Genomic DNA, 16,821 nt, shown 5'->3' on the forward strand with positions numbered 1-16,821 from the left:
CCCTTTTCGAAGGGTAAACGGAGGGCGCAAGCGGCCGGTTCAATTCCGGTTATGCTTGCCCAAATCTTTACGGGACGACTTCAGGCGTCTCCGGTGACCACGCCGACGAAGGGCAGTTCGCGGAAGGCGTAGGCGACATCCATGCCGTAGCCGACGACGAAATGGTCGGGGCAGCGGAAGCCGACATGGTCGGCTTCCATCGCGGTCTGGCGCTTGTCGTGCTTGTCGAGCAGTACCGCGATCGAGACATGGCGGGCGCCGCGCTCATTCAAGAGATCACGTGCAAAAGTGAGCGTGCGGCCCGATTCGAGGATATCGTCGATCAGCAACACGTCGCGGTCCTTGACGTCGCTATCGATGTCCTTGACGATCCTGACGCCCTTGGAGGTCGTGCCCGTGCCATAGCTCGAGAGCGTGATGAATTCGACCTCCGGTGCCAACCCGACATGGTGCAGCGACCGGATAAGGTCGGCGGCGAAGATGAAGGAGCCCTTGAGCACCGCAATGACGAGCAGGTCCTTGGTCGGGCCGGCGGCGATCTCGCCGGCGAGCTCATCCATCCGCTTGGCGATCATCTCGGCAGTGAAGAGCTGCTCGATCTTTTTTCCGCGAATGACATGCATATGGTCCGGGACTCCGTAATATCAAAGCCCGTCGTTAGCACAGCGCTCGCGTCATCGCATCACTTGGAGACGGGAAAAATCGTCACGGCGCCTGATTTTCCACCAGCGAGCTTCAATCGGCTGAAGAAGCGGACGGATTGCCCGGCGACAATCTTCGTTGCAGATGGCGTGACGGAGCCGATCAACTCGCCGCCCTCGCCGACGACGGAGAGCAATGGCGCGGCCATTGTCACGTCCGACCGGTTCATCAGCATCCCGCCGACAACGAGAAGCCGCATGCCGTTCTCGTCTACCTCTTCCGTGAACACGCTGTTGATGACGAAAGGTGAGCCAGGCGTCTTGATCGGCTGCGTCGCAAGCGCGTTGAAACCGCCGAAGACCCAGAAGACGAGGAAGAAGAGCGAAGCGATCAGCGTTGCAAAAGCCTGGGTCGAAAGCCCGGAGAGCATCCGCTCCAACCGATTGACCAGATAAACGCCGATGACGGCCAGCAGGCGGGTGGCATCGATACGGCTGTCGGATGTCTGGCGCGCCGGATTGTCGTTGTGCTCGCGCCGCGGTCGCACCGGAACAACTTCGAAGATCGCGTCTTCGACCAGCACGGGACGCGCATAGCGCATTCTTTCGCGTCGGGCGGCCGGCTCCGGCGGAAGGACGTCATAGACCTCGATCGTCCGACCAGTGCTTTTTCTGCCTGCCTGCATCTAGGCCCCTTCGCCGCACTGAATCCGAGTTAAGCTCGGGCCTGCGGCCATTGAACTTGAGGTTTACGGAAAGTAAACTGATTTGGTTAATGCTTCGCAAATCATCGACAGACTGACCGGGCATGTTTATCCTCGCGTTATCTCCGGACGGGACAAAACATTGATTCATTTCGAAAATGTTGGTCTTCGTTACGGTATGGGCCCGGAGATCCTCAAGGATCTGACTTTCGACATCCCGAAAAAGTCGTTCCAGTTCCTCACCGGCCCGTCGGGTGCGGGAAAAACCAGCCTGCTGCGCCTGCTTTTCATGTCGCTCAAGCCGACCCGCGGGCTGATCCGGATCTTCGGCCGCGAGATTTCGTCGATCCCACAAATGGAGCTGCCGATGCTTCGCCGCCGGATCGGCATCGTCTTCCAGGACTTCCGCCTGCTCGACCACATGACGACCTACGAGAATGTCGCGCTGCCGCTGCGCGTGCGCGGCAAGGACGAGGCTTCCTATCGCACCGATGTGCTGGAACTGCTCAAATGGGTAGGCCTTGGTGATCGCATCAATGTCCTGCCGCCGGTGCTCTCGGGCGGCGAGAAGCAGCGCGTCGCCATCGCCCGCGCGCTGATCGACCAGCCGGAGCTTTTGTTAGCCGACGAACCGACCGGCAATGTCGATCCGCCGATGGCGCGGCGCATCCTCAAGCTTTTCCAGGAGCTCAACCGCTTCGGCACGGCCGTCGTCATCGCCACCCATGATCTGACGCTGATGGACCAGATCGAGGCGCGCCGCATGATCCTCACCACGGGGCGGCTCGACATCCATGAGTGATGGCCCGGAAAAATCTCAGCAAGCGAATTCACAGCAGGCCAAGCCGAAGGAAAAGGCCCCGGCCGCGCGCAAGGAAGCCACGCTCCGTCGCACCGGCTCGATCGTCCCGCAACAGAGCGTACAGGGCAAGGCGCTGCTCGCCGTCATCGTCATCATGTCCTTCCTCGCCTGTCTTACCATCGGGGCGGTCAGCATGATCCGAACCACCGCCGGCAGCTGGGCAAGCCAGATTTCCCGCGAGATCACCATCCAGATCAAGCCGGACGAGACCATCGACATGGAGAAGAAGCTGATCGAGGCGCGCGATCTTGCGCTGTCCTTCGTCGGCACCCGCGACGGACAGGTGCTTGACAAGGAGGCGACCGCGCGCCTGCTCGAGCCCTGGCTGGGCACCGGCCTCGACATCGACGAACTGCCTGTTCCGCGCCTCGTCATCATCACCATCGACGAGCAGAACCCACCCGATTTCGCCGCCATGCGCACCGAGCTCAAGCGCAAGATCCCGCAAGCCTATCTCGACGACCACCGTACCTGGGTCGACCGGCTGGTCTCGATGGCACGCACGACGGTGTTCATCGGCTCGGGCGTACTGGGCCTGGTCTTCTTCGCCATGGTCCTGACGGTGATCTTCGCCACGCGCGGCGCATTGGCCGGCAACCGGCACATCGTCGAGGTCCTGCATTTCGTCGGCGCCGAGGCCTCCTTCGTCGCCGGCGAATTCCAGAAGCACTTTCTCATGGTCAGCCTGAGGGGTTCATTGGCCGGCGCCTTCCTCGCCGCGGCTCTGTTCGCAAGCCTCTCCTGGTGGCAGACCGCGCGGATCGCGACACCCGAGGCCGATCAGGCGGCAGCGCTGTTCGGCAGCTTCACCATCGACTGGACCGGTTATCTCGGCATCTTCATCACAATGGCCGTCATCGCCGCGCTCACCACGATCACCGCCCGCTTCACCGTCATGCGGACGATCAACGAAATCGACCTTGTCCGCTCCGATCCGGGCCGGCTGGATGGTTGAGGGGCAGCCGGAGCGCGGTCGCAAGCTTACGCAAAACCATCGCAAGTAAGCGCGCGGAAAGCCTGGCATGCGATGAAAGTGAGCCTGTTCGCATTCAACCTGAAACGCCTATATAGCGCCCCAAATTTCTAGTACACTCACCAAAATGATGACACACGATGCGGGATTTCAGGACCCGGCCGAGCGAGGCGCCATCGAACATCGCGGCCTCGGCATTCGCGTGGCCCGACATATCCTGCGTGTCTTCTTCTATCTGATCATCACCGCCCTTGCGCTCTTTCTCGGCGGTTTCGCGATCTTTTATCAGCATGTCGCGGCACTGACGCCGCCCAAAGATGCCCGGGCGGATGCAATCGTTGTCCTCACCGGTGGCTACCAGCGCATCGACCATGCCGTGGAGCTTCTCGGAAAAGGCGCGGGAAAACGTCTCCTGATATCGGGCGTCAACCCTGCAACCACGGGTAATCATATCCGGCTGCTGACCCGCAGCCCGGACGATCTCTTCGACTGCTGTGTCGATATCGGCCACGAGGCGCTCGACACGACGGGCAACGCGGCCGAAACGGCACGCTGGATTCGCAGCAATGACTACAAGAGCATCATCCTCGTCACCAACAACTATCACATGCCGCGCAGCCTGGCGGAATTGGAGCGCACCGATCACGGCACCCGCTTCATTGCCTACCCGGTACCAACCGATGTCAGCCCGTCTGAACTGGTGCGCAATCCGCTTCTCGTTCGCACCTTGGCTGCGGAATATGTGAAGTTCCTGCTGGTCGTCAGCCGTGACTGGACGGGAATTTCGATCTGACCCTGTCTGCCACGACACAGGACCTTTCCAACACACCGCTCTTTGCTCTATGGAAGGGCCGCATTCGTCTGCTTCCAGGGCTCCCCGCATGACCTATCTGCGCTCGGCGACCTTTCAGTTCGCCTTCTATCTCTCCTTCATCGTGCAGATGATCATCTTCACGCCGATCTACTTTTTTCTGCCGCGGAAGACGGCCTATCGGATCCCCAAGAATTGGGCATCGTCGAACCTCTGGCTCGCCAAGCACATTCTCGGGCTGACCTTCGAGATCGAGGGCCTGGAGAGGCTGCCGAAGACCGGCGTCATCCTCGCGGCGAAGCACCAGTCCTTCTGGGACACATTCGCGCTGATCCCCTCGCTCGAGGATCCGGTCTATATCCTCAAGCGCGAGCTGTTGTGGATTCCGCTCTTCGGCTGGTACGCCGCCAAGCAGGAGATGATCCCGATCAACCGCGCCGACAAAGGTCGGGCGATCCCCAAAATGCTGGTCCGGGCGCGTGAGGAACTGGCGCGCGGCCGCGAACTGATCATCTATCCCGAAGGCACCCGCAAGGCGCCGGGGGCGCCGCCTGACTATAAATATGGTATCGCGCGGCTCTACAGCGATCTGAAGGTACCGGTCGTGCCGGTCGTCATGCATCCTGGCCTGTTCTGGCCACGCCACGCCTTCAAGCGGCAAGGCGGGCATTTCAAGGTGCGCTTCCTCGATCCGATCGAGCCGGGCATGGCGCCGGATGTGTTCTTCCGGCATCTGATCGAGGTGACCGAAAAGGCGAGCGACCAACTGCTCATCGAGACCGTGCGCGACAATCCGCAGATAGATGTGCCCGAGAGCGCGAGAAAGCGGCTGGAGGAACTCGCCGCCGCTCAGGCTCAAGCTCAGGGCACCTGAAGCAGGCTCTCCATCCGGCTCGCCACCGCTTCCATCCAATGGTCGCGGATGCCGAGCTGCTTGAGATGGTCGACGGTGTTGCGGACATAGTCCGCATTGTGGCCCGACTTGCCCTCCGACGTCGCGCAGGTGCGTGCCGCATCCTCGACAGTCAGGCCGGCGGCATATTGCGGATGGCTGCGATCGGCAGTGTAGGTCAGTGCCTGGCCGCGCCGCCCGTCACGGAAGCGGATGGAGAGAACCCGCTCCTGATAGACATTGGTCACCAGTTCCCGCTCGCGGAGATAATCGACGACAGCGTCACGCTTGTCCGCCGGCACGCGGAAGGCCGCGCCCTTGCAGGAGCCGCCGCGATCCAGACCGAGAACAAGGCCCGGATGTTCGCGTGTTCCACGATGGACCCAGGAGCGGATGCAGAGCGCGCGGTGATAGCCGGATAGCGTCACGATCTGCTTGTCCTCATGGTCGAAGCCCGGGTTCCACATCAGCGAGCCGTAGCCAAACACCCAAAATTCGTCCATATCCGCTGTCATCTGCCCGAACCGCATTCACTTTCTGATTCTTTTCCAAGGACGACTTGATGGCATTGGAGACGACCCCTGGCACGACCTCTGGCGCCAGGCCTGCATCGCGCAAGATCCGTTGGCTCGGCATCGCCGTCGCGATCGTGGTGGCCCTTTATTCCGCGGGCTGGTTCTTCGTTGCAAGCAAATTCGAAACCTTTCTCAAGGACCAGCTCGATAGCGCAGGCCCGGCTGGCATCAAGTGCCCCGGCTTGGCAACGTCGGGCTTCCCCTTCCTGATCGGCTTCACCTGCGACAAGACCGAGGTTGTCGATGGCGGCAACTCGCTGACCGCAGGCGCCTTCCGTGCCGCCGCGCGTATCTACAGTCCGGGCTCGGCCGTGGTGGAGGTCGACGGTCCGGCCAATGTTTCGCTGGCCGACGGCTCATCGGTCACGGCCGAGTGGAAGAGCATGCGTTCTTCCTTGTCCGTCGGCTTCACCCGACTCAAGACGTTTTCCGCCGTCGGCGAGGATGTGAACCTCAACTATCTGAGCGACGCGCTCTACAAGGCCATAACGGCCAAGGCCAGCCACGGCGAATTCCATATCCGCGGCAATGGCAACGACCTCGAAGCCGCAGTGCTCGCACGTAATTTCGAGCTCGGCGCGGAGGGCGCTGACCCGATCCTGCCTGTTCTCTCGACCAGCCTGCAGATCACATTCGCCGACAGGATTGGTGTTCTCGAGGGCCAGCGCCTTGCCGCCAAGCCGGTCAGGGGCGATCTCACCAGCTTCAAGATCGAGATGCCCGACGGCCTCTATGGCGAGCTGAGCGGTCCTTACGAGGTCGACGGCGAGGGCTACATTTCCGGCGAGTTCAAGACGCATCTCGAAAAGCTCGACCTTTGGGAGAAGCACCTGCTGAAGCTGTTTCCCGACGGCGAAAGCACGATTTCCGGGATGACGGCGCTGCTTCGCGGCCTTGCCAAGGACGACAAGGTGACGGTTAACCTGGTGGTCGACAGGGGCACGATCACGCTCTCGATGGTGCCGATCGGGCACATTCCGCCATTTTGATCAGACCGCCCGCTTCTTTGGTTCGGGCTTCATCGTCTCGCCCGCGGCGCGGTCGCGCAACAGGCGCCGGATGACCTTGCCGGTGGTCGTCATCGGCAGCGCATCGATGAACTCCACCTCTCGCGGATATTCATGCATGGACAGCCTGAGCTTCACCCAGTCGCGGATCTCGTTGGCGAGCGCATCCGAGGGCCTGAAGTCATCCGACAGCACGACATAGGCCTTGACGATCTCCGTCCGCACCGGATCGGGCTTGCCCACGGCCGCCGCGAGCCGCACTGCCGGATGCGAGATCAGGCAATCCTCGATCTCGGTCGGACCGATGCGATAACCAGAGGACGTGATGACATCGTCGTCGCGGCCGAAGAACTCGACATAGCCGTCCTCGTCCATCACGCCCTGGTCGCCGGTCAGCATCCAGTCGCCGATGAATTTCTTTTCCGTCGCCTCTGGATTGTTCCAGTATTCGAGGAACATCACCGGATCGGGACGCTTCACCGCGATCTGCCCCGCCATGCCGCGCGGCAACTCCTCGCCCCCGGCATCGATGATCGCCACTGTATGGCCCGCTGTCACCCGGCCGATTGCGCCGGCGCGCGTGACGCCGACCGACGCCATCGAGCCCAGCACGATATTGCACTCGGTCTGGCCGTAGAACTCGTTGACGGTGATGCCCAAAGCGCGCCTGGCCCACTCATAGGCCTCGCGGCCGAGCGCCTCGCCCGCCGAGCCGATGCTGCGCAGCTTGAGATCATATTTCTCGAGCGGCTTGTCGACCTGCATCATTAGCCGCAGCGCGGTCGGCGGAATGAAGGCATTGCGCACGCCGGTCTCGGCCATGATGCGGAAGGCAAGATCGGGATCGAACTTCTGAGCCGGCGAGGAAACCACCGGCACGCCCATCATCAGCGAAGGCAGCAGACAGTTGAGCAATCCGCCCGCCCAGGCCCAGTCCGATGGCGTCCAGAACTTGTCGCCGGGCTGCGGCAGGAAATCCTGCGCCATCTGCACGCCCGGAACATGGCCCGGCAGCACGCGATGGGCATGGAGCGCGCCCTTGGGCGGCCCCGTCGTGCCCGACGTATAGATCATCAGCGCGGGATCGTCCTTCGAACTGTCGACCACGTCGAAGGCTGTAGACTGGCCAGCCATGATCTCTTCGAGATTCGATCTGCCGACAACCACCTCGCCCGTAACGACGACATGCGCGAGGCCGGGCAAGTTCGCTCTGATATCCGACAGTTTGGAGTGCCCGAAGGTATTGGTGATGACGGCGACCGCAGCGGAATCGTTCAGCCGGTATTCCAGCGCATCCGCGCCGAACAGCAGCGCGAGCGGCAGCGCAATCGCCCCGATCTTGTAGATCGCGACATGGGCGATGACGGTGGCAAAGGATTGCGGCAGCAGCAGCGCGACCCGGTCACCGCGCGTCACGCCCATGGAAACCAGCGCGTTGGCGAGCTGGTTCGAGCGGTCACGCAGCTCGCCATAGGTCAGCCGCGCGTGATCTCCGGCCGGGCTGAAATGCTCGAGCGCCAGCCGTTCCGGCTCTCGCGCCGCCCATTCATCCGCCACGGCGCGGCCGATATTGAATCGATCAGGGATTTCCCAGCGGAAGTCGCGGATGAGAGAATCGTAGCTCTCGCGTTTCGGCAGATACATGCGCAGCACGTCCGGTTTTGCTGCGCTGCAGTAGCACTTTTCCCTGAGGCGGGGAATGAAAAAGACAGAAATGTGACGGGGTGTTGTCTCGACGCTATTTCACGTCGCGCATGGTGAATTTGCCGTTGGGCCAGGTGACGAGCACGAGCACTTTCGAATGAATGTTGCCCTCAGGCACGAAACCCGCGCTAAAGCGGCTGTCACTGGAATTGTCCCGGTTGTCGCCCATGACGAAATAGTGGCCAGGGGGCACCTCAAAGACAGGTGTATCGTCACCCATCGACTGCTCCTCCGATTCGACAATCGTATAGTTACGACCGCCCGGCAGGGTCTCGACGAATTTCTGCGCTGTGAGCTTGTCGGAAGGGGAAGGGCCCATGGAAATCTCGTATGAGCCTGCCGGCTGGCGTTTGAGGGGCTCGCCGTTGAGATATGTGATTCCGCGCTTGACCTGCACCGTGTCGCCGGGCAGCCCGATCACCCGTTTCACGTAGTCGGTCGAAAGATCGGCAGGAGACCGGAAAACCACCACATCGCCGCGACGCGGATCGGTCCTCGCATAGGTGAATTCGGGGAGCATCTCGCCGAGAGGAAACGAGAAATTGCTGTAGCCATAGGAGAATTTCGATGCCCAGACATAATCGTTGAGTTCGATTGTCGGCGCCATCGACGTCGCTGGAACAGTGAAGGGCTGTGCGACGAGCGCCCTGAAGAAAAATGTGAACGTGCTCGCGAGAATCGCTTCCATTTGGCGTCCTTTCAGAAATCACATCATCTAAGACGCGCGAGCAATCGGAAGCCAATGATCCGCGGGCACTCCTGACAAGGAGTGGCTGGATTGTTGCTGGAGTCAGCGGGTGGTGGTGCCCCATGCCGGAGTCGAACCAGCACTCCTTTCGGAACTCGATTTTGAGTCGAGCGCGTCTACCAGTTCCGCCAATGGGGCCGGGGAAGGTGATCGGGGCGGACTATACGATGGACGCCCCATTGGTCAACCGGTTTTTGCGGATCAGTAAACACTCGCTTTTTCGAGCTCGACCAAGTCCTCGTCCGCGAGCGTGAGGCGCGCGGCCTTGGCGAAACTCGCGACCTGCTCCTCGGTCGTGGCGCTTGCGATCGGCGCCGTGAGACCCGGCCGGGTCATCAGCCAGGCGAGTGCGACTTCGGCCATGAGCGCATTCTGCCGCAAGGCGACACGTTCGAGTGCCGCAAGAATCGCCATGCCGCGGTCGTTGAGATATTTGCCCATGCCGCCGCCGCGCGGGCTGCGGCCGAAATCCTGCGCACTGCGGTATTTGCCGCTGAGGAAGCCCGAGGCGAGCGCGTAATAGCTCACCACGCCCATTCCCTCGTGGATGCAGAGGTCGGCGAGCGGGCCCTCGAAGCTCGATCGGGCGTAGAGGTTATATTCAGGCTGCAGCACTTGATAGGCCGGCAGGCCGTTGTCGCGGGCGACCGTGAGCGCCTCGTCAAGCTGGCCAGCGTTCAGGTTCGAGCAGCCGATGGCCTTGACCTTCCCCGCCTTGATCAGCGTGTCATAGGCGCCGAGTGTCTCGACATAGGATGTCTCGGGGTCGGGCCAGTGCGAGAAATAGAGATCGAGCTGCTCGACACCGAGCCGGCGCAGCGAATTGTCGACCTCCTCAAGGATCCATTTTGCCGACAGATTCTTGCGCGTCGTATGGCCGGGCATTTCCGAGCCGACCTTGGTGAAGATGACGACCTTGTCGCGGAGCGACGGCCGGGCCTTCAGCCAGTTGCCGATGATCGTCTCCGATTCGCCGCCCTTGTTCCCAGGCACCCAGGTCGAATAGGAATCGGCAGTATCGATCGCGTTGAAGCCCTGGTCGACGAAGGCATCGAGAATGCGGAAACTGTCGCGTTCGTTGAGCGTCCAGCCGAGCACATTGCCGCCGAACACGATCGGTGCGATATCCAGCCCAGTATTGCCGAGCGCTCTCTTGTCCATCCTTGCCTCCCTTTTTTCGCCAAGGTTAGGCAGCAGCAACGTGTGGCGCAATGACAATCGCGTGAGATTTGAGCGGCGAAGGGTCGCGCCCGGTTTACAAGCGCGAAGCCAAACGCCTAAAGACAAACGACGTTCCTGCCAGGATTATTGAATGCTGAAGAGCCTTTACGACTGGACCATGCGCCTTGCCGAGCGTCCCTCGGCTGAAATCTGGCTCTTCGTCATCGCTTTCGTCGAAAGTTCGATCTTCCTGGTGCCGGCGGAAGTGCTGTTCCTGCCGATGGCAATCGCCAACCCCAAGAAAGTCTGGCGCTACGGCATCATCGCCTCGCTCGGCTCGATATTGGGCGGCGTCGCGGGCTGGATGATCGGCTATTTCGCCTTTGCCGCCATCGCCGCGCCCGTGCTCGAATTCTACGGCAAGCTCGATGAGTTCGAGGCGATGAAGAACGGCATCGACATCAATCTGGTCCTGCTCTTTCTGATCACCTCGGGAGCCGCGCATCTGCCGCCGCTCAAGGTCGTGACAATCTTGTCCGGCGTGCTGCATGTGAACCTGCTGCTGTTCTTCGTCGCTGCGGTGGTCGCACGGGGCGGCAAGTTCATGCTGCTCTCCTGGCTTTTTGCGAAATATGGCGTCTCGATCCGTGACTTCATCGAAAAACGCCTCAATCTCCTTGCAGGTTTGGCGGCGGGGCTGCTCATTGCCGCTTATCTCGTCTATCTCATGCTGAAGTAGAGTTACCGATGGCCACCACCTCGCTCGCAATTCCCTCCGCATCCCGCGCCATGCTGTGGCCGGCGCTCTTTCTGACGGCGGGAATGGCCGTGGTCGTGCTCTCGGCGCTCGGCTTCGAACATATCGGCCACTACGTGCCCTGCGCGCTCTGCCTGCTGCAGCGCTGGCCCTACTATATCGGCATCCCGATCGGCATCCTCGCCATTCTGTCCTCCGCCATGAACGCTCCGCCTGCGCTGACCCGCACGCTGCTGCTGCTGGCCGGGCTCTCGATGCTCATCGGCGCCGGCATGGGCGTCTATCACGCCGGCGTGGAATGGAAATTCTGGGAGGGTCCGGCGACCTGCTCGACATCCGTCGATGCCATCACCAAGAATGCCGGCGACCTGCTCAACGAGATCAACATCCAGCACGGCCCCTCCTGCACGGATGCATCGCTGCGCGTGCTCGGGCTTTCATTCGCGGGATGGAATGTGATCACGAGTGTTGTGCTGGCGGGTATTGCGGTGTTCGGGGCAAGCCGGAGGGCTTAAGGTCCCTGTTCTGGGTTTACCCCTCACCAAGCGCGCCCAAGCATTCGACCTTCGGTCTCATGCGGGCTTGCTATCCTCTCCCACAAGGGGAGAGGTAGACCGGCGCTACCGGCTTGCCTCAAGCTGGGCCGAGCTCGTGGCACGTATCCTCTCCCCTTGTGGGAGAGGATACGCAGGCCGGGTGAGCAGAGCGAACCCCTGGCCGAAGTTGGTGAGGGGTGAAGTCCCAACGCCAGCGTCAACACTGCGCTTACGGCTGCAGTTCGGTATCCCAGTAGAGATAGTCCACCCAGCTTTCATGCAGGTAGTTCGGCGGGAAGTGGCGGCCGTTGTTGTGCAGGTCCTGCACCGTCGGCCGGTAGGGCTTCTGGAACGGGAACATGCCGGCCTGCTTGGGCAGCTTGGAGCCCTTGCGCAGGTTGCAGGGTGCGCAGGCCGTGACAACGTTTTCCCACGTCGTCTGGCCGCCGCGGGCGCGGGGCGTGACGTGGTCGAAGGTCAGGTCGTCCTCTTCGCCGCAATACTGGCACTCGAACTTGTCGCGCAGGAAGACATTGAAGCGCGTGAAGGCCGGGTAGCGGGATGGCTGGACATAGGACTTGAGGCAGACGACGCTCGGCAGCTTCATCGAGAAGCTGGGCGAGGACACCGCGTGATCATATTCGGCGATGATGTTGACGCGATCGAGGAACACTGCCTTGATCGCGTCCTGCCAGGACCACAGCGACAGAGGGTAATAACTCAGCGGCCTGTAGTCCGCATTCAGGACCAGGGCGGGAAGCGACTGGGGTGATACTGCAATCGTCAAGTGATACTCCCTGACCGATTCGAAATCCCTTCGACTTCATACTAGGCGGATTGCAACAGGATTGTGAAGCCCTGAAAACAAATGCCTTTTTACGCTCACAACATTTACAATACCGGCATTGCGTCACGCTTGTGGCGACGTGCGTAGTACGCCCAAAGCAGGCGCGCGGCAATGGACCTTTCTGGCTGCCAGTCGCGCGCTATCAACCGGAGCGCCTTGTCCGTCGGCCGTTCGGAGAGACCGAAGGCCTCGCCGGCAGCCGTGCGAAGCGCGACATCGCCCGACGGAAAAATATCCGGATGGCCGGCAGCGAAGAGCAGATAGACCTCGGCGGTCCAGAGGCCGACGCCCTTCACCGCCGTCATTTCCCGGATCGCCTCGTCGGCGGGAAGCGTTGCCGTCCGGTCGAGATCGAGGCCTCCGGTGCAGGCCTCGGCGAGGATGCGAAGCGTGGATTCCTTCGCGCCGGAGAGCCCGACGCCGCGCAATTCCTCGACACTCCGGCCGAGCACCGATGCGGGCGTCACATCCCCGAGCCGGGATTTGAGCCGGCCCCAGATCGCGTCGGCCGAGGCACGCGACACCATCTGCGAAACGACAATACCCGCAAGCCCCTCATAGCCGGTCGCAAGCTTGCGGAGCGGGACCGGTCCCGCGGCATCGACGACATGCCGGAAGGCCGGCTCGATTACCAGCAATCGCTCGATCGCGCTCTTGATGTCGCTTTCCGAGCGGATCGGCCGCATCGGCTCAGAACTTGTCCTTGCGCGCGCGGATCTCGCCGAACACTTCCCAATCCTCGGCCCTGTCCATGCCGAGATGCTTGCGGATGGCGGGATCATGCGGCCGCAGGAATGGGCTCGTCCGACGTTCGGTGCCGATGGTGGTCGGCGCCGTATGCTTGCCGGCATTCAACGTCGCCTCGATCTCTTTCACCCGCTCCTTCAAGGCCGAACCTTCGGGATCGACGCTGACGGCAAACCTGGCATTGGACAGCGTGTATTCGTGGCCGAAATAGACTTCGGTATCGTCGGGCAGTTTCATCAGCTTCGACAGCGAGATCCACATGTCCTTCGCCGGACGCTCGAAAAGCCGGCCGCAGCCGAGAGCGAAAAGCGTATCGGCAGCGAAGAGCAGCTTGTCCTCGGGCAGGTAGAAGCAGATATGCCCTGCCGTATGGCCGGGCGTCTCGATCACCTCGACCGGATGGCCGGCAAAATCGAAGCGGTCACCATCGCCGACACGCTTGTCGATGCCGGGAATCTTGTCGGCTTCGTTGACCGGTCCGGTGATGGTCACGCCGAACCGCTCCTTGAGCGCGAGATTCGCCTCGACATGATCATGATGATGATGGGTCGTGAAAATGTCGGTCAATTTCCAGCCGCGCCGGCCGAGTGCCTCGAGGATGGGCTGTTCTTCCGGCGCATCGATCGACGCGGTCCGGCCGCTCTCGGGATCATGGAGCAGCACGCCGAAATTGTCGCTGCGAGCGCGGAAAAGTTCGATTTCGAGCTTGGCCATCGGCTTTCATCCCTCTTTGTCTGATGTCTCGCGAAGATGTAGTCCGATCGCCCTTGAAGTCCAACCCGGTCTCGTTACATTTCGGGCATGAGTACTGACATCGTCGACCTCAGGCAGTTCTATCACTCGACGCTCGGACAGTTGGCGACAGCATCGATCGGCAGGGCCGTGGCCAGTGTCTGGCCGCGCCTGCCCGACGAGCGGCTGATCGGGCTCGGCTTCACCCTGCCCTATCTCGAGTTGTTCCAGGGTGGCGCCGAGCGTACCTTTGCCTTCATGCCGGCGGGGCAGGGTGCCGTGAACTGGCCGCCCGGCGCGCTATCGGCCACTGCACTCGTCTTCGACGAAGAACTTCCCCTGCCCGACGCCTCGATCGACCGCATCCTGCTCGTCCATTCGCTAGAATTCGCCGAAAATCCCCGCGAGACATTGAAGGAACTCTGGCGCGTCCTGGCCCCGGGCGGACGGCTGGTGGTCGTGGTGCCGAACCGGCGCGGCGTCTGGGCCCGGCTCGAACACACGCCGTTCGGCGCCGGCCGACCCTATTCACGCGGCCAGCTCGTCAGCATCCTGCGCGAAGCGAATTTCACGCCGGGTGCATTTGCCGAGGCGCTGTTCTTCCCGCCCTATCGCAAACGGTGGATGCTGAGGCTCTGCCAATGGATGGAGCCCTTCGGCCGCAAGGCCATGCCGCTCTTCTCTGGCGTCATCGTCGTCGAGGCACAGAAGCGCCTCTATCAGGGCCTGCCGGTCTTCGCCCGCGCCTCGCGCCGCGTCTTCGTGCCGGTGCTGGGGACCCAGGGGATACCGTCGACGCGGCAGAAGGCCGGACAGGTCAGGTAGCTCGCGAAAAGACCCCGCCCCCTCGACATCCTGATCACCCCGGTCTATGGGCTTGCGGTCGAATTTCTTCCGGACTCCCCCATGCGTGATGTGCATTTCAACAAGATCGCCCTTATCGGCATCGGTCTCATCGGCTCCTCGCTCGCGCATGCGGTCAGGGCGCGCGGACTGGCGGATCATGTGGCGATCTCGACCCGCAGTGGGGCGACGCTCAAGCGCGCCGAAGAGCTCGGGCTCGGCACGTCCTATCATGCCAATGCCGCCGACGCCGCGCGCGACGCCGATCTTGTCATTGTCTCGGTGCCGGTCGGTGCGTCCGGCGCTGTCGCCGCCGAGATCGGCCCGGCACTGAAGCCGGGCGCGATCGTCTCCGATGTCGGATCGACCAAGACGTCTGTCATTACCCAGATGGCACCGCATATCCCTGCCGGCGTGCATTTCATTCCGGGCCATCCCGTGGCCGGCACCGAGCATTCCGGCCCCGATGCCGGCTTTGCGACGCTGTTCGAGGGACGGTGGACGATCCTGACGCCGTTGCCGGATTCCGATCCTGACGCCGTGGCCAGGCTTCGCGCCTTCTGGGAAGCGATCGGCTCGATGGTCGAGGAGATGGATGCGGCCCATCACGACAAGGTGCTGGCGATCGTCTCGCATCTGCCGCATATCATCGCCTACAACATCGTCGGTACGGCCGAGGATCTGGAGACGGTCACGGAATCCGAAGTGATCAAATATTCGGCCTCGGGTTTTCGCGACTTCACCCGCCTCGCGGCCTCCGACCCGGTGATGTGGCGCGACGTCTGCCTGCACAACAAGGATGCGATCCTGGAAATGCTGGCGCGTTTCTCGGAAGACCTGGCCTACCTGCAGCGCGCGATCCGCTGGGGCGAGGGCGACAAGCTGTTCGATCTCTTCACCCGCACCCGCGCGATCCGCCGCTCGATCGTGCAGGCCGGCCAGGATACCGCAGCGCCGAATTTCGGCCGCGATGTCGCCGATCACCGGCAGGAATGACTACATACCGCCCTGCCATGCCTTGATGGCGTCGATCGGCCAGACCAGCATGATGACATTGAGCGTCAGGTTGTCTCTAATCACGTAAGCTGTCAGCAGCTCGAAGGCGATGGCGATCGCGATGGTCAGCCAGACTGGCATCCGCCAGGCGAAGAAAAAGCCGATCGCCATCCAGATGGTGTCCATCGCCGAATTCAGGATGGAGTCGCCGAAATAGTTGAGCGCCATGGTCGCGGTGCGGTAGCGCTCGATGATGAGGGGTGAGTTTTCCAGGATCTCCCAGCCTGCCTCGACAAGGGTAGCAAGACCGAGCCGGATACCGAGCGGGCGACTGCGCAGGACGAGCCAGGCAAACCAGTAGAACAGGAAGCCATGGATGATATGGCTCGGCGTGTACCAGTCCGATAGTTGCTGGGAATTGCCGGATGTGTTGACGCCGCCTTCCCAGAGCTTGATCGTGCCGCATTCGCAGATCCAGATGCGGCCCATCAGCCGCTCGGCAAGGATCTGGATGGCCAGAATCACGGCAAAGAGGATAAGACCGATCAACAGCCCGCGATTGTCAGCGGGCGCGGGTACCGGCGTCGCGGTCACTCTTCCTTCGCCTCAACGGAATGCTTCATGATGAGCGGCATCTGCGACAGCGTGAACAGGATGGTGATCGGCATCGCGCCCCAGAACTTGAACGAGATCCAGATCGATTCCGCCGTGTGCTCATCCGGTGCATACTGCCAGACCAGGCCGCGCCAGACAACTTCGTTGAGCACGGCGAGGAAGAGGAAGAACAGGCCCCAGCGGAAGGTGAGTTTCCGCCAGCCCTCTTCATCGAGCTGGAAGGCGGAATTGAACACATAGCCCAGCAGGGAACGGCCGAAGAACAGGCCGCCGAGCAGCACGAGACCGAACATCGTGTTGATGATGGTCGGCTTCATGAAGGCGAAGAGCTTGTTCTGCAGCCAGATCGCGAGCGCGCCGAAGATCAGCACCACCACGCCCGAGATCAGCGGCATCAGAGGCAGCTTGCCGACGACGATCTTTGACACGACGAGGGAAAGAACGGTGGCGACCATGAAGAAGGCGGTGGCAACGAACAGCGGCTCGCCGAGCGACTTCAGCGCCGGAAACCACGTCGACAGCTTCTCGCCATAGACATTGGCGAGGAAGAACACCACGATCGGACCAAGCTCCAGCACCATTTTCAGGCCGGCATGCTCCTTGTGGGGGGCCGGCAGGCCAGTTTTCGTGTCGTCAGCCATGTTCAAGTCCATCTGTCTTCCCTTCGCAT

Annotated in this window: 20 protein-coding genes and 1 tRNA gene; 9 read left to right on the forward strand and 12 right to left on the reverse strand. The window is 61.8% G+C overall.

Translation table 11 applies throughout. From position 1 onward, the window contains the following. Window positions 1-80: 80 nt before the first annotated feature. Window positions 81-623: a hypoxanthine phosphoribosyltransferase gene (gene hpt, locus AC2YI2_RS15435; protein ID WP_487387373.1), complete on the reverse strand. Its 543-nt coding sequence runs from the start codon at window positions 621-623 to the stop codon at window positions 81-83. 59 nt (window positions 624-682) lie between these two features. Next, window positions 683-1,327, reverse strand: a complete 645-nt coding sequence (locus tag AC2YI2_RS15440) for a hypothetical protein (RefSeq protein ID WP_487387374.1) — start codon at window positions 1,325-1,327, stop codon at window positions 683-685. 160 nt (window positions 1,328-1,487) lie between these two features. Between AC2YI2_RS15440 and ftsE the strand changes: the two genes are divergently transcribed. The 4 genes from ftsE to AC2YI2_RS15460 all read left to right on the forward strand — a co-directional run bounded on the left by ftsE (window position 1,488) and on the right by AC2YI2_RS15460 (window position 4,865). Next, entirely contained in the window at window positions 1,488-2,147 is a 660-nt protein-coding gene (ftsE, locus tag AC2YI2_RS15445; RefSeq protein ID WP_487387375.1) for a cell division ATP-binding protein FtsE, read from the forward strand. Then, window positions 2,140-3,162, forward strand: a complete 1,023-nt coding sequence (locus AC2YI2_RS15450; RefSeq protein ID WP_487387376.1) for a cell division protein FtsX — start codon at window positions 2,140-2,142, stop codon at window positions 3,160-3,162. Before ftsE ends, AC2YI2_RS15450 begins: the two co-directional genes overlap by 8 nt. 145 nt (window positions 3,163-3,307) lie before the next feature. Then, entirely contained in the window at window positions 3,308-3,973 is a 666-nt protein-coding gene (locus AC2YI2_RS15455; RefSeq protein ID WP_487387377.1) for a YdcF family protein, read from the forward strand. A gap of 88 nt (window positions 3,974-4,061) precedes the next feature. Then, window positions 4,062-4,865 carry a lysophospholipid acyltransferase family protein gene (locus AC2YI2_RS15460; protein WP_487387378.1) on the forward strand — a complete coding sequence of 268 codons (804 nt, stop codon included), beginning with the start codon at window positions 4,062-4,064 and terminating at the stop codon, window positions 4,863-4,865. On the opposite strand, the gene AC2YI2_RS15465 is transcribed toward AC2YI2_RS15460, so the two are convergent. Next, window positions 4,853-5,398 carry a gamma-glutamylcyclotransferase gene (locus AC2YI2_RS15465; RefSeq protein ID WP_487387379.1) on the reverse strand — a complete coding sequence of 182 codons (546 nt, stop codon included), beginning with the start codon at window positions 5,396-5,398 and terminating at the stop codon, window positions 4,853-4,855. The two genes, AC2YI2_RS15460 and AC2YI2_RS15465, sit on opposite strands and share 13 nt — an antisense overlap. Before the next feature lie 47 nt (window positions 5,399-5,445). Between AC2YI2_RS15465 and AC2YI2_RS15470 the strand changes: the two genes are divergently transcribed. Continuing rightward, window positions 5,446-6,447: a DUF2125 domain-containing protein gene (locus AC2YI2_RS15470; protein ID WP_487387380.1), complete on the forward strand. Its 1,002-nt coding sequence runs from the start codon at window positions 5,446-5,448 to the stop codon at window positions 6,445-6,447. Here the strand turns inward: AC2YI2_RS15470 and AC2YI2_RS15475 are convergent, their stop codons facing one another. From AC2YI2_RS15475 to AC2YI2_RS15490, 4 genes are all read right to left on the reverse strand, one after another. Then, a complete protein-coding gene (locus tag AC2YI2_RS15475; RefSeq protein WP_487387381.1) occupies window positions 6,448-8,109 on the reverse strand; it encodes an AMP-binding protein in 1,662 nt (553 codons plus the stop codon). It abuts the gene before it with no gap. A 94-nt stretch (window positions 8,110-8,203) separates the two neighbouring features. Next, window positions 8,204-8,857 (reverse strand): signal peptidase I, encoded by a 654-nt coding sequence (gene lepB / locus AC2YI2_RS15480; RefSeq protein WP_487387382.1) that lies wholly within the window; start codon window positions 8,855-8,857, stop codon window positions 8,204-8,206. 113 nt (window positions 8,858-8,970) lie between these two features. Further along, a tRNA-Leu gene (locus tag AC2YI2_RS15485) sits at window positions 8,971-9,055 on the reverse strand. 63 nt (window positions 9,056-9,118) lie between these two features. Next, window positions 9,119-10,078, reverse strand: a complete 960-nt coding sequence (locus AC2YI2_RS15490) for an aldo/keto reductase (RefSeq protein ID WP_487387383.1) — start codon at window positions 10,076-10,078, stop codon at window positions 9,119-9,121. A 151-nt stretch (window positions 10,079-10,229) separates the two neighbouring features. Here AC2YI2_RS15490 and AC2YI2_RS15495 point away from each other — a divergent pair, with 151 nt between their 5' ends. Together AC2YI2_RS15495 and AC2YI2_RS15500 are read left to right on the forward strand one after the other, a co-directional pair. Then, window positions 10,230-10,817, forward strand: coding sequence for a YqaA family protein (locus AC2YI2_RS15495; RefSeq protein ID WP_487387384.1), 588 nt, complete (start codon window positions 10,230-10,232; stop codon window positions 10,815-10,817). An 8-nt stretch (window positions 10,818-10,825) separates the two neighbouring features. Then, window positions 10,826-11,350 carry a disulfide bond formation protein B gene (locus AC2YI2_RS15500; protein WP_487387385.1) on the forward strand — a complete coding sequence of 175 codons (525 nt, stop codon included), beginning with the start codon at window positions 10,826-10,828 and terminating at the stop codon, window positions 11,348-11,350. Between the two features lie 250 nt (window positions 11,351-11,600). On the opposite strand, the gene AC2YI2_RS15505 is transcribed toward AC2YI2_RS15500, so the two are convergent. The 3 genes from AC2YI2_RS15505 to gloB form a co-directional block, all read right to left on the reverse strand. After that, window positions 11,601-12,158, reverse strand: a complete 558-nt coding sequence (locus AC2YI2_RS15505; RefSeq protein ID WP_487387386.1) for an HNH endonuclease — start codon at window positions 12,156-12,158, stop codon at window positions 11,601-11,603. Between the two features lie 104 nt (window positions 12,159-12,262). Beyond that, entirely contained in the window at window positions 12,263-12,904 is a 642-nt protein-coding gene (locus AC2YI2_RS15510) for a DNA-3-methyladenine glycosylase family protein (RefSeq protein WP_487387387.1), read from the reverse strand. A 4-nt stretch (window positions 12,905-12,908) separates the two neighbouring features. Continuing rightward, window positions 12,909-13,679 carry a hydroxyacylglutathione hydrolase gene (gloB, locus tag AC2YI2_RS15515; RefSeq protein WP_487387388.1) on the reverse strand — a complete coding sequence of 257 codons (771 nt, stop codon included), beginning with the start codon at window positions 13,677-13,679 and terminating at the stop codon, window positions 12,909-12,911. Window positions 13,680-13,766: 87 nt separating this feature from the next. On the opposite strand from gloB, the gene AC2YI2_RS15520 reads away from it, so the two are divergent. Both AC2YI2_RS15520 and AC2YI2_RS15525 read left to right on the forward strand, forming a co-directional pair. Then, window positions 13,767-14,522: a class I SAM-dependent methyltransferase gene (locus AC2YI2_RS15520; RefSeq protein ID WP_487387389.1), complete on the forward strand. Its 756-nt coding sequence runs from the start codon at window positions 13,767-13,769 to the stop codon at window positions 14,520-14,522. Window positions 14,523-14,603: 81 nt separating this feature from the next. Next, entirely contained in the window at window positions 14,604-15,536 is a 933-nt protein-coding gene (locus AC2YI2_RS15525; protein ID WP_487387390.1) for a prephenate/arogenate dehydrogenase family protein, read from the forward strand. On the opposite strand, the gene AC2YI2_RS15530 is transcribed toward AC2YI2_RS15525, so the two are convergent. Next, the gene (locus AC2YI2_RS15530; protein WP_487387581.1) at window positions 15,537-16,088 is read right to left on the reverse strand and encodes a DUF2585 domain-containing protein; all 552 of its coding nucleotides are present in this window, start codon (window positions 16,086-16,088) and stop codon (window positions 15,537-15,539) included. It abuts the gene before it with no gap. 38 nt (window positions 16,089-16,126) lie between these two features. Beyond that, complete coding sequence (locus AC2YI2_RS15535) at window positions 16,127-16,792, reverse strand: septation protein A (RefSeq protein ID WP_487387391.1); 666 nt, start codon at window positions 16,790-16,792, stop codon at window positions 16,127-16,129. Between the last annotated feature and the right edge of the window lie 29 nt (window positions 16,793-16,821).

This window comes from Rhizobium sp. SRI_017 (assembly GCF_057586295.1).